The 12,084-nt window shown below is 58.6% G+C and carries 12 protein-coding genes; 5 read left to right on the plus strand and 7 right to left on the minus strand.

Annotated elements, in window-relative coordinates; translation table 11 throughout:
- The first annotated feature begins 264 nt into the window (after positions 1–264).
- Complete coding sequence (locus HW556_RS19055; RefSeq protein WP_394354141.1) at positions 265–492, plus strand: transposase; 228 nt, start codon at positions 265–267, stop codon at positions 490–492.
- A gap of 58 nt (positions 493–550) precedes the next feature.
- Here the strand turns inward: HW556_RS19055 and HW556_RS16725 are convergent, their stop codons facing one another.
- The 4 genes from HW556_RS16725 to HW556_RS16740 form a co-directional block, all read right to left on the minus strand.
- A complete protein-coding gene (locus tag HW556_RS16725) occupies positions 551–1,735 on the minus strand; it encodes an aspartate aminotransferase family protein (protein WP_176901265.1) in 1,185 nt (394 codons plus the stop codon).
- Positions 1,736–1,840: 105 nt separating this feature from the next.
- The gene (locus HW556_RS16730; protein WP_176901266.1) at positions 1,841–2,329 is read right to left on the minus strand and encodes a hypothetical protein; all 489 of its coding nucleotides are present in this window, start codon (positions 2,327–2,329) and stop codon (positions 1,841–1,843) included.
- Between the two features lie 38 nt (positions 2,330–2,367).
- Positions 2,368–2,829: a hypothetical protein gene (locus HW556_RS16735; protein WP_176901267.1), complete on the minus strand. Its 462-nt coding sequence runs from the start codon at positions 2,827–2,829 to the stop codon at positions 2,368–2,370.
- 120 nt (positions 2,830–2,949) lie between these two features.
- Positions 2,950–3,495, minus strand: a complete 546-nt coding sequence (locus HW556_RS16740; protein WP_176901268.1) for an RNA polymerase sigma factor — start codon at positions 3,493–3,495, stop codon at positions 2,950–2,952.
- Between the two features lie 239 nt (positions 3,496–3,734).
- Between HW556_RS16740 and HW556_RS16745 the strand changes: the two genes are divergently transcribed.
- Positions 3,735–4,310: a hypothetical protein gene (locus HW556_RS16745; protein ID WP_176901269.1), complete on the plus strand. Its 576-nt coding sequence runs from the start codon at positions 3,735–3,737 to the stop codon at positions 4,308–4,310.
- Positions 4,311–4,335: 25 nt separating this feature from the next.
- Here the strand turns inward: HW556_RS16745 and HW556_RS16750 are convergent, their stop codons facing one another.
- Entirely contained in the window at positions 4,336–5,076 is a 741-nt protein-coding gene (locus HW556_RS16750) for a DUF481 domain-containing protein (protein ID WP_176901270.1), read from the minus strand.
- A gap of 239 nt (positions 5,077–5,315) precedes the next feature.
- On the opposite strand from HW556_RS16750, the gene HW556_RS16755 reads away from it, so the two are divergent.
- From HW556_RS16755 to HW556_RS16765, 3 genes are all read left to right on the plus strand, one after another.
- Complete coding sequence (locus HW556_RS16755) at positions 5,316–7,250, plus strand: mechanosensitive ion channel family protein (RefSeq protein ID WP_246289702.1); 1,935 nt, start codon at positions 5,316–5,318, stop codon at positions 7,248–7,250.
- An 83-nt stretch (positions 7,251–7,333) separates the two neighbouring features.
- On the plus strand, positions 7,334–8,755 hold the full coding sequence (locus HW556_RS16760) for a chloride channel protein (RefSeq protein ID WP_176901271.1): 1,422 nt from the start codon (positions 7,334–7,336) through the stop codon (positions 8,753–8,755).
- Between the two features lie 103 nt (positions 8,756–8,858).
- Positions 8,859–9,362 carry a hypothetical protein gene (locus tag HW556_RS16765; protein WP_176901272.1) on the plus strand — a complete coding sequence of 168 codons (504 nt, stop codon included), beginning with the start codon at positions 8,859–8,861 and terminating at the stop codon, positions 9,360–9,362.
- 90 nt (positions 9,363–9,452) lie between these two features.
- On the opposite strand, the gene HW556_RS16770 is transcribed toward HW556_RS16765, so the two are convergent.
- Complete coding sequence (locus HW556_RS16770; RefSeq protein ID WP_176901273.1) at positions 9,453–10,412, minus strand: transketolase family protein; 960 nt, start codon at positions 10,410–10,412, stop codon at positions 9,453–9,455.
- Positions 10,413–10,578: 166 nt separating this feature from the next.
- Positions 10,579–11,976 carry a vWA domain-containing protein gene (locus HW556_RS16775; protein WP_176901274.1) on the minus strand — a complete coding sequence of 466 codons (1,398 nt, stop codon included), beginning with the start codon at positions 11,974–11,976 and terminating at the stop codon, positions 10,579–10,581.
- Positions 11,977–12,084: the final 108 nt, after the last annotated feature.

The raw sequence follows: 12,084 nt of genomic DNA on the forward strand, positions 1-12,084 counted from the left end.
TAGACTGGGTGATGCTCGACCCGACCGTCGTGCGGGCCCACGCGCAGGCGGCGGGTAGCCGAAAAAAAGCCGCGTTGGCAACGAAGCCCTCGGCCGCAGCCGCGGCGGGCTGACGACAAAAATACATGTCGTGGTCGACGCGCTGGCCAACCCGTTGTGCGTAGTGCTTGGGCCCGGCCATCAAGCCGACGGGCGGCTGACTTACTGGCGGGCGCCGAAGGGGCGGGCAACGGGTTGGCGGATAAAGCCTACGATATAGACGCGGTGGTAGCGGCCGTTGAAGCCTTGGGCGCACAAGTCGTCATCCCCAGCAAAAAGAATCGCCTCGTGCAACGCGTGATTGACCGCAACTTGTACCGCGACCGCAACAAAGTCGAACGCTTTTTCAGCCGCCTCAAGCAATTTCGCCGCTTGGCCACGTGCTATGATAAAACAGCCAGCAGTTTCCTGGCAATGATACACTTCATTTCCGCCCTCATATGGCTCCGATAATTGTCCGTACAACCTAATGAAACGGCCCGCATTGGAGCGCTTGATACAGGTGCATTTTTCAACTCTTAATTGCCTTAAGTAGGCCCGCGCAGGCTGCGTCAATCTGCTCTAGCGTGATGGTAAGGGGCGGGGCAATGCGCAACGAGTTGTCGCAGAACAGAAACCAATCGGTGAGCAGGTGCTGCTCCCAGAGGGCCCGGTCGATGAGGGGCTTGAGCACTTCGAACGAGTCGAACTCGACAGCCATTAGCAGGCCACAATTGCGCACCTCCCGGATTGATGGGTGTACCAACAAGTCGCGGAAGCGGGCGGCTTTGGCAGCTACATCGGCCAGCAGATTTTCTTCCTGAATAACCTGGAGCGTGGCCAGGGAGGCCGCGCACGAAACCGGGTGCCCCCCAAACGTGGTGCAATGGCCCAGAATAGGGTCGGTTTTGAAGCCCGCCATGATGGCCTGGGGCGCAATAAAGGCTCCGATGGGCATACCGCCACCCATACCTTTGGCCGTAAGCAAAATGTCGGGCTCGATGCCGAACTGCTCGAAAGCCCAGAACGTACCCGTACGGCCGAAACCACACTGAATCTCGTCCAGAATCAGCAGCGCGCCCACTTCGGTACAACGCTGGCGCAGGGCTGGCAGATAGCCGGGAGCCGGTACGCGCACGCCTGCTTCGCCCGGCACGGTTTCTATCACTACGGCCGCCGTGTGCTCAGTTATGAGCTGCAAGTCGTCGAAGTTGTTGTGGCGGATGTGGCGCACATCGGGCAGCAGGGGCCGATAGGCGTTCTTGAAGCCCTCGGAGCCGGTGATGCTGAGGGCGCCGTGGGTGGAGCCGTGGTAGGCGTTGTGGCAGCTTACCAGACCAGTGCGGCCGGTGTGGCGCTTGGCCAGCTTCAGGGCGCCTTCTACGGCCTCGGTGCCCGAATTGGTGAAGTACACGTTGTCGAGGCGGGCGGGTAGTGTGGCCACTAGAGCCTGGGCCAGCTGGGCCGGCGGGGCCTGCACTACTTCGCCATACACCATCAGGTGCAGGTACTTATCGAGCTGGCCCTGGATGGCAGCCAGCACCCGGGGGTGGCGGTGGCCCACGTTGCTGACGCCGATACCGGCAATCAGGTCGAGGTAGCGGGTGCCATCGGGGGCGTACATGTACACGCCTTCAGCCCGCTCAATTTCCAGCAGCAGCGGAAAATCGGAGGTCTGGGCCTGATGGCGCAGGAAAAGCTGGCGAGGAGTAAGCATAGCGCAAAGATACGCCCGGACGCCCACGCAAAAGCCAGCCGCTGCGCGTGGTGGTGCGAAACGGCTGGCTTTTGCGTGGGTGACTATGTGGCTGGTCGTGGGTGATTAGTCGTCGGTGCCGCCGGCCGGGCCCCGGGGGTTGGTGCGTTCGGCTACCCGCTTGAGCACTTCGCGGGTGAACTGGCGCTCGGCCAGGAACAGGGCCGCCACCTGCCGCACGCTGATAACGCGCTGAAACCGTTCGAAGTAGTCTTTTTCAAGTTCGATGTCCTGCTGACGGAGCTTGAACGACAGGTTGAAATTGTCGCGCAACTGCTGGTCGCTCAAAGCATCGGTCTGGCTGGGACGCAGCTGGCGCAGGCGCTGGTTTAGGTCGCGGCGCTTGCCCGTGAACTCGTTGTAAACGGGCCAGAACTTCTGGGCTTGATCGGGGGTGAGCGCGACTCTTTGGGTGATATAGGCCACGCGGGCATTTTCGAGCTGGCTTAGCCGCGCCGGCCGCTGGCCCCCGCCGCCGCGCTGGGCAACGGCTTCGGGCAGCAGGCCGGCCGTTAGCAGGCTCAGTAGCAGCAGGGTGCGAAACAGGTAGTTCATAGGAATAAAAGGAAAGCGAAAAAAAGAAAAAGCGGGGTTTATAGATAGCTCTCGTCGGCAGACTGCTGATCGAGCAGCTCGCGCAATTCGGTGGGCGAAGCCTGCCAGTAGGTGCTGGCGGGGGTGGCGCTGGCGGTGCCGGGCACCTCGGCCAAATCGACCAGGGTAATACGCTGGTCGGTGGTGAGCAGGTAATTGAGCAGCTGCTCCTGCGGCACGCGGGCCAAGGCATCGGGGCTGGTGGCGGTTAGCGGCGCGTTTGGGGTCAGCCAGAATGCAGCCGCAAAGCCGCCCAGTACTACGGCCGAAGCCAGTGCAGTGCGCATTGGGGCGGTGAGGGCCGCCAGCCAGCCCCAGCCGGGCGCAATGGTGGCCGGAGCAATTTGTACCCGTTGCATCACCCGCATCGGCAGCTGCTCGAAGTAGCGCTCGGGCGGCGGGGCCAGCGTGGGCCGGGGCCGGTTGCGGCGGTGTTCATCCAGGTTGAAGGGCGTGTTCATAGTGCTTAGAGGAGGTAGCGGGCAATAGGTTTAAATCACAAACGGTACAGGTGAGTGGATAGGGCGGCTGATACTGATTACCTGATGAAGCCAGCACTTGGTTGCCAGAACGAATCGGCGTCATCCAACCATCTGCAACATCTGTGCTTCTACTTTTTTTGCGGCGTGATGATAAGAGGCTTTTAGGGCCCCGACGCTGGTGCCGGTTACTTCGGCCATCTGCTCGTAGGGCATTTCGTCGTAGTAGCGTAGGTTGAACACTAGCCGCTGCTTGTCGGGCAGCATGAGGATGGCTTTTTGCAGCTTCAGCTCAATTTCGTCGCCGGCCAGGCTTTTGTCGGCTTCAAGCTGGGCACTGAGTTCGGCCGTGACGTCGGTGAGGGGCAGCAGAAACTTGTGGCGCTTGCTTTTAAGCCAGCTCAGGCATTCGTTGGTGGCAATCCGGTAAATCCAGGTGTAAAGCGAGGCATCCTGCCGGAAACCTTCCAGATGATTCCAGATCTTGATGAACACATCCTGGGTCAGGTCGTCGGCGTCGTCGTGGTTGATGACCATTTTGCGCACATGCCAGTACACCTGGCGCTGGTATTTGCGCACAAGCTGGTTGAAGGCCACGTTGCGGGCGGCCGGATCATGAAACTTGGCAAGTATCTCCTGGTCTTCCAAAGGGCGCAGGCGAGCGGGTGGTGTAAGGGCGAATTTGGCGGGTTAGAGGCCGGCTTGGGCGCGGGGTTTAACGCCAGATATTTTTTTTACGGTAACACGACGCAATACTTTTTTCATCTCACCCCAACTGCCATATTGCACCCTGCTAAGATCCCTCATCCTTTACTTTCCTGATTGTGGCTTCCAAAATATACTATTTGAGTTCTGATCGGACTGAATCCCTGAAAATAAGCTGGGGCATGTTGTGGCGCAATTTTGCGGTAAGCTACCAAGGGCAGGAGATTGGGCGCCTGAATTCGAGCAAGGCCCTGAAAGAGGGTGTAACGTTTGCGCTGCCCGATGGTCGTAACCTCTCGGCGCAGCTTCAGTCTTCGATGGGCCAGCAACAGGTGGAGTTGTTGCTGGATGGCCGGCCTCTACCCGGTAGCGCCACCGATCCGCAGCAGCAGCTCCGGCAGGGTCGGTACATGCTCTGGCTGGTGGCCGCCCTGAACATCGGCCTGGGACTGGTAGCGGAATTCGGACAGGTCGACGCGCTGCAGGAACTGGGCATGGGGTATGGCACCGTCGGGTTTGGGGCGCTATTTATCGGGCTGGAATGGTGGGCCCGCACCAAGCAGAGCCCACTGGCTTTTTACCTGGCTATCGGGCTGCTGGTATTCGATGTGGCCGCTACTGTCTTGATGTCGCCCCAATCGGCGGGGACTGGTGGGTGGTTTCTGCGCTTTATCATCTGCATGGTATTGTACCGGGGTGCGGTGGCGGCCAAAAACCTGCCGGGCCCATCCGCCCATCCGCTGGCGCCGGCCGAATAGGAGTTGGCTGTTTCGTTGGTTTCCGCTAGCGGCTGGTCGAGTAGGAAAAACCCACCGTAATGTTGGTGTTTTCCGGCACCTTGCCTTCGCTGAACTGCGAGTCGTAGGTGTAGTTGTAGGCGAAGGTGACGGCCAGGTTGTTGATGAGCTTGAGGGCGGCCGACGACACGCTGCTGAAGCGGAAGTTGCTGAACTTCTCGAGGGAAGGCTGGTAGAGCGTGGTGGAGTTGAACGTGAGGTTTTTGTAGGAGTACACTATTTTCAGGCGGGCCGAGTTGCGGGCCGTTACCACGCTGCGGCCGTCGAGGAAGTTGGTTTGCTCGCGGATGAGGAGGTTGCTTACGGCCAGTTCGCGGCCCAGCGAATCGGAATATAGGGCCCAGCCCGGCCCGGCCCCCAGCTGCACCCGCCGCGTAATGCCGCGCAGGTTGCTTTGCTCGAATCCGCCCAGCGCATACGCCCGAAAACGGCCCCGCCAGTAGTAGGGAGTGGTGTTGACCAGTAACTCACGCTCCTGTAGCAGTCCGTTTTGCTTGCCGTAGGCAAAGCGGCCGTTGAGCGGCAGGCCGAAGTGCTGGCCCCGGCTGATGGTAATATCCTGATTGGTGGAGAGCAGCGTCCGGTTGACGCCGCCGCTGCTGTAAGCGCCCGTCAGCTGGCCCGCATACACAATGAGCACCGTATCGGCTACTGGCAGGCTTTGGGCGCGGGCGGGCAAAATCAGGCCCAGCAGCAAGGCAATTGATAGGAGGTAGGGTTTGAGCATAGGCGCAGCACAGCAGGAAAGGGGCGCCAGAGCGTGCCTTGGGGCACAGCGTAATTTTAAAAGCCGCCTACGCTCCGGCGTGCAAAGGTAGGGGCGGCTACCCGGAACGATTGGCCGATTAAAACTATAGGCCGGTCTGAACCGGATTGCCGGCCGCGCCAAAGCCATGAGCTTTTGCCTATCATTACTTTCCAAACTCAACCTTTCGGCGGCTGGCAGCCGCAGCAAGCTGTTTCTTTATGACTATTCGTTTTGCGCTTTGTGCGCTGGTTTTGTGGGCAGGTACGCTGCTGCCGGCCGGAGCCCAGGTGATTCCGCCACCCATGAAACAGGCTCCGGCGGGCCCAAAGGCCGATGTTGGCGCCCCCGTTCCAACCACGGCCCAGGAATCGGCCCGCTCCGAAGACCTGATAACCGATACCAAAGTGCTGCGCCAGATCGACTCGATGCGGCGGGCCAACACCAGCCGCCTAGAGGAAATCCAGACGGAGCTGCTGACACTCAAGAGCACGTCGGCCGATAAGCGCCGTGAGCGGGAACTGGTAGCCGAGCTGGGCACCCTGCGCCAGGTCGATTCGCTGCGCAAGGCCCGTTCGCGCCGGTACATCGACTCGCTGAAGGTGAATGCCAAAGGCTTTCCGGTGGCCCCGCACAACGACACGCTGTTTTACGTGTACACCCGGCTCGGACCGTTCTCGCCCCAGGAACGGGCCCAACTCACGGAGGAGAAAATCAAGCGCCTCGAAAAGGCCGTTTTTTTCAGCCCCGACTCGCTGCGCATCTACCCTTCGGAGCAGAGCACCGACCTGATGTACGGTGAGCAGGTGCTGCAGAGCATCAGCGAAAACGACGCGCTCTGGCACAACGTGAGCCGCGATTCGCTGGCCCGCCAACACCGGCAGCGCATCATCACGGCCATCCAGGCCTACAAGCAGCAGAACAGCCTGCTCAACATCGCCAAGGAAATTGGCCTGACGCTGCTCGTACTTATCGTGCTTTTCTTCACGGTGAAGTACATTATTGCGTTTTTTCGTTGGGTGAGCCTGAAGCTGGTGGCCAAGGAAGGCACCTGGTTCAGAGGAATTAAGTTTGGCAACTACGAATTTTTCAATGAGCAGCGCCAGCTCAGCGCCGTGCTGCTGCTACTGACGGTGCTGAAATGGGTGGTGGTACTGCTGGCCATCTACCTGGTGCTGCCGGTAGTGTTCAGCATCTTCCCCGGCACCCAGGATATTGCCGATACGCTGCTGGGTTACGTTTTCAACCCGCTGAAGCGCATTGCGCTGGCCTTCTGGAGCTACCTGCCCAACCTGTTCACCATCGTCGTGATTGTGACGGTGTTCCGCTACGTGCTCAAGGCGGTTTATTCGATCAAGGAAGAAATCCGGGCCGGCAACCTGACCATCGACGGCTTTTACCCCGACTGGGCTAACCCTACCTACCAGATTGTGCGGATACTGGTGTGGGCTTTTGCGCTGATTGTGATTTTCCCCTACCTGCCGGGTTCCGATTCGCCGGTATTTCAGGGTGTGTCGGTGTTTCTGGGCTTTCTGCTCACGTTTGGCTCGGCCGGTTCGCTCTCCAACATCGTGGCCGGGCTGGTGCTCACCTACATGCGGGCCTACAAAATTGGCGACCGGGTAAAAATCGGCGACGTCACGGGCGACATTGTGGAGAAAACCCTGCTCGTTACCCGCATCCGCACCATCAAGAACGAGGAAATTACGATTCCTAATTCCTCGGTGATGAGCTCCTACACCACCAACTATTCCACCGTGGCGCCCACGCTGGGCCTGATTATGCATACCGGCGTTACCATCGGCTACGATGTGCCCTGGCCCCAGGTGCACCAGCTGCTGCTGGCTGCCGCCGTCGATGCCGAAGTGCTGACCGAACCCGCCCCGTTCGTACTCCAGACTAGCCTCGACGACTGGTATGTGGCCTACGAGCTCAACTTCTACACCCACGCCGCCAACCGGCAGGCCGGCATCTACTCGCGCATTCACCAAAACATCCAGGACCGCTTCAACGAGGCCGGCGTCGAAATTATGTCGCCCCACTACCGCGCCATGCGCGACGGCAGCCAGACGACCATCCCCGTCAGCTACCTGCCCAAAGACTACGAGGCCCCCAAATTTCGGGTCGAGAATTCGGAGGAAGGGCAAACGAAGTAGGGGCGGGGCTTCGCTGCGCCCCTACGGCATTCTTACGGGCTTCGCTCAAAATGCCCAACTTTGCAGCTGAACCCCGCCATTGCATGATAAGTACGCTGGATAGAATCAGAAAGCACCTTAAGTACCGCTTCGATGCTTTCGACAATATCCACCTCAAGCGCGACCTGCTCAACGCGCTGCCGTTTTGGGTGGGGGCCGTTATTACGGGGCTTGTGGCGGTGCTCTACGCCAAGCTTTTTGCCTGGGCCGAGGCCGGCACCCGCTACGTGTACCATTACTCGCCCGAATCGAAGTGGGCCTTCGTGCTGCTCACGCCGCTGTGCCTGCTGGTGGGCTGGTGGCTGGTGAACCGCTATGCGCCGTTTGCGCGGGGCAGCGGCATCCCGCAGGTGACGGCCGCCATCGACCTGTCAAGCCCTCGCCACAACTACAAAGTCGGCCGGCTGCTGAGTTTGCGCATCATTGGCATCAAGGTGCTCAGCTCGCTGGTAGTGGTTCTGGGCGGCGGGGTAGTGGGCCGCGAGGGCCCTACTATTCAGATTTCGGCGGCCATCTTCCGGCAAATCAACCGCTGGCTGCCGGGCTGGTACCCTAAGATCTCGAAGCGCAATATGCTCATTACCGGGGCGGCTGCCGGGCTGGCCTCGGCCTTCAACACGCCGCTGGGCGGAATTGTGTTTGCCATCGAGGAGCTGACGCGCACCCATCTGAACTTCTTTAAATCGGCACTACTCACCGGCGTTATCATTGCCGGCCTTACCGCCCTCAACCTGCTTGGGCCCTACCTGTATTTGGGCTACCCGCGCCTCGACAACATTCCCGTCTGGATAATTTTTGTGGTGATGCTGGTAGCTATCATCAGCGGGTTTGCGGCCAGCGGCATGGGTGAGGTCATCCTTTACATCATGCGGCGCAAGGAGCGCCTTACGTCGGGCTTCCGAAAAACGGTATTTCCGCTGCTGTGCGGGCTGGCCATTGCCCTGCTGGCTATTCTGGTGGATGAGCGCATGTTTGGCTCGGGCAAGGAAATTATGCTCGAAACCCTCTTCACCGACCACAAGCATCTGGCCTGGTACGTGCCGCTATTGCGCATCATCGGCCCGATTCTCTCGTTCAGTACCGGCGCAGCGGGCGGCATTTTTGCGCCCGCGCTCAGCGCCGGGGCCAGCATCGGGGCCGTGGTGGCGGGCTGGATGTACCTCTCCGACACCGCTACCAACCTGCTGGTGCTCTGCGGTATGGTCGGCTTCCTGACGGGCGTCACGCGCAGCCCTTTCACCTCGTCTATTCTAGTGATTGAGATGACTAACAGCCACAACATCATCTTCTACCTGATGCTCACGGCGCTGCTGGCCAACCTAGTGTCCAACCTCGTCAACCGCCACGGCTTCTACGACCAACTCAAAACCAAATACATTCAGGAAATCAATCGGGACGAAGCGCAGGCTTTGGTGGCGCGAGATCAGCAGGGAGAAGATAAAACGATTGGCGGTCAGTCATTTTAAAGTAAATATTATGATAATTATATTAATTTTTTTAATAATAACGGGATGTTATAATTCAGCGCTAGGCCAAACCGTACTTCAAGGTGACTCAGTTTATCGGGGTTTGCAGATTGGTAAATCTACGCTTTCAGACGTCAGGTTGGTATTGGGTAAACGCCATAAAACGAGGGTAATTCCAGGCTACCGTAGCTCCGTTCGTTTCACTGAAAACGGTATGGTAACAATCAAAAATAAAACCTCTTATGGTTGCTTAATTAGTTATAAAAAAGATGATATTCATTTTATAATAAGAAATTCTGCACAGCCAAAAGAACTACATCTGGTAAAGCGTATTGAGTTCGGGCCTAATGCCCCAATAGTAACCAGTCAAGGTATTCAGCCATCCAAAAATATCTTTGCTGATGTGATTACCCAGTACGGCCAGTTAGATACAGTTGGAAGCAACCGTAGGCAAGTCTACATCACAGAATCAACCGTTGAAAGAGACGGTAAGAAAAACAGTGAGTGTACAGTCCTACATTATCCGAAAATCAGCTTTGTGAGCTATGGTATTTGGGATAAATCAAAAGACGTGTATCAGCGTCGAGTTGATGAAATATGGTTGTAGAAGTTGTATTCATAGGAACCTAAATGATTAACTGCCCCGGCCGCAACATGTGCGACCGGGGCAGTTAATCATTTAGGTTCCAGCAAAAAACTACTTGATCTTCCGCGCCATTACCTTCTCCACGGCAGCCACAATGGCCGTTTCATTAAGCTTGTACTTCTCCATCAGCTGGTCGGGCGTGCCCGACTCGCCGAACGAGTCGTTTACGGCCACCATTTCCAGTGGCAGCGGCTCCTCGCGGGCCAGCAGCTGGGCAATGGAGTCGCCGAGGCCGCCGTTCATCTGGTGCTCCTCGGCCGTGACCACGCAGCGCGTTTTGCGGGCCGATTCCAGAATCATGCGGGCATCGAGGGGCTTGATGGTGTGGATGTTGATGATTTCGGCGTTGATGCCCTTATCAGCCAGTAGCTTGCCGGCCAGGATGGCCTTCCAAACCAAGTGGCCGGTGGCAAAGATGCTCACGTCGGCACCCTCGTTGAGCAGTACGCCCTTACCGATTTCAAACTCTTGGTCGGCGGGGGTGAAGTTGGGCACCACCGGGCGGCCGAAGCGCAGGTACACGGGGCCCTCGTAGTCGGCAATGGCCAGCGTGGCGGCCTTGGTCTGGTTGTAGTCGCAGGGGTTGATGACGGTCATGTGGGGCAGCATTTTCATCAGCCCGATGTCCTCCAGAATCTGGTGGGTGGCACCGTCTTCGCCCAGCGTGAGGCCGGCGTGGGAGGCGCAGATTTTCACGTTTTTGCCCGAGTAGGCAATGCTCTGCCGAATCTGGTCGTACACCCGGCCGGTACTGAAGTTGGCAAACGTGCCGGTAAACGGAATCTTGCCGCCAATGGTGAGGCCGGCCGCCAGGCCCATCATGTTGGCTTCGGCAATACCCACTTGGAAGAACCGCTCGGGAAAGTCCTTCACGAAGGCATCCATTTTAAGCGAGCCGATGAGGTCGGCGCACAGGGCCACTACGTTTGGGTTAGTCTGGCCCAACTGGTGCAGGCCGGCACCAAAGCCGCTGCGGGTATCCTTCGATTCGGTGTAGGGAAAGTCTTTCATTGTATGGGATGTTGGGGACTTAAGGTCTGGAATTCGTTGGTTGAAAGAACGTCATGCTGAGCGAAGCCGAAGCATCTCTACTGCAGTAGTAATTTCTGATGTTAGGGTTACCATTGCGGTAGAGATGCTTCGACTCCGCTCAGCATGACACGTTCTCGTATTCGTTTCATCGTCCGAACAAGCTAACCGAGCTGGTTTGGCCCGAGCGGATGGTGAAGTTGCGGACGTCGGTGAAGCGGCTGCTAATGGCGGTGGCGGTGCGGAACACAAAACGGTAAGCGCCCGGCTGCAGCGGCAGGTTGATTTTGCTGCTGCTGCCGTTGGGCAGGTCGTACACCCACGTCTGCTCCCCGTCGGGGCCAAGCTGGTAGATGCTGCCGTAGCCTTTGTAGTCGGAGATAATGTTGAGGATGCCGGGCGCGTCGTAGGTGACGGCCGTTTCCTGACCCTGCTTTACAGTTATGCGGCGCAGCTGCCGGGGAAGGGTAAGCAGCTCCACTTCGTAGTCGCCGGCCAACAACTTCTGGCGGTTGCCGAAGGGCAGGGACACCACCGTTTCGGGGTTGCCGCGGGCCCGTACTACAGCCTGCACCCGGCCGTAGGGGTTGGGCGAGAGGTTGGGGTTTTGCAGCCGCAGCGTGCCCTGGGGCGTTTTGTAGGTGAGCACGTTGGCCCGGCCCGGCTTGATGGCCAGGTTGGCCGCCCGTACCGGCGGCACCGTGTTAATGGTCAAATCATAGCTCTGTAGCGCGTCAATATCGAGGGCGTCGGGCTGGCCTTGGGCGTTGCGGTAGTGTACATAGTTGTACTCGGGCTGGCCCGTGACGTTGTTGGTAAACGTCAGGTTCACGTCTGATTCTACTGGGCGGCCCCGCTCGTCGGTCAGGTTCACGGCCACGGTGGTTTTGGCCAGCGTCTGAGCCACCACGTCGTTGAGGATGGTGCGGAAAGTGCTGACGTCGGCCGCGTTATAGTAAGTGCCCAGGCACTCCAGCTGCTTGCCAAACTCCCGCTCGGCCCCAATTCCAATCACGAAGGGCTTTAAAAACACCCGCTTGCGCTGCAACGCCAGCGAAGTCGCGCACGGGTCGCCCTGGCACGATTCAAGGCCATCGGTAATCAGAATCAGCACGTTGCGGCCCTGCTTGTCGGCCGGAAAATCGTTGGCCGACTGTAAGAGCGAGTAGGTGATGGGCGTGTTGCCGCGGGGCTGAATGGTTTTGAGCCGGGACTTGATGGCGGCGGCGTTTTTTGGGGCGAACGGTACTTCGAGCCGCGAGTCCTCGCAGTTGTTCTCCTTGTTGTCGTGCTGATGGCCGTAGGCGCGCAAGGCCAACTCTAGGTTGGGGTAGGTATTGAGCGAGTCCACCATTTTCGAGAGCAGCCGCTTGGCCACGTCCCAGCGCTGCGCGCCTTCCCAGGGTGCCCGCATCGAACCCGAGGCATCGAGCAGAAATAGGATGCGGGTAGTGCGCGGCGGGGTAGGGGCGGCGTTCTGGGCACCGGCGTTGCCAGGCAGCAGCACTGCCAGCAACAACCCCAGAAACGCCAGCCACTGCCGCATGTTTGGATGAATGGTGATTGATATGAAGTAAGTTATAGCACGATGTAGGGGCGGTTGCGTTCGTTCTCCCCCCCCCTCGCACAAAATAGAAACTGAACAAAATAGTGG

The organism is Hymenobacter terrestris (genome assembly GCF_013377905.1).
In the GTDB taxonomy this organism is placed as follows: domain Bacteria; phylum Bacteroidota; class Bacteroidia; order Cytophagales; family Hymenobacteraceae; genus Hymenobacter; species Hymenobacter terrestris.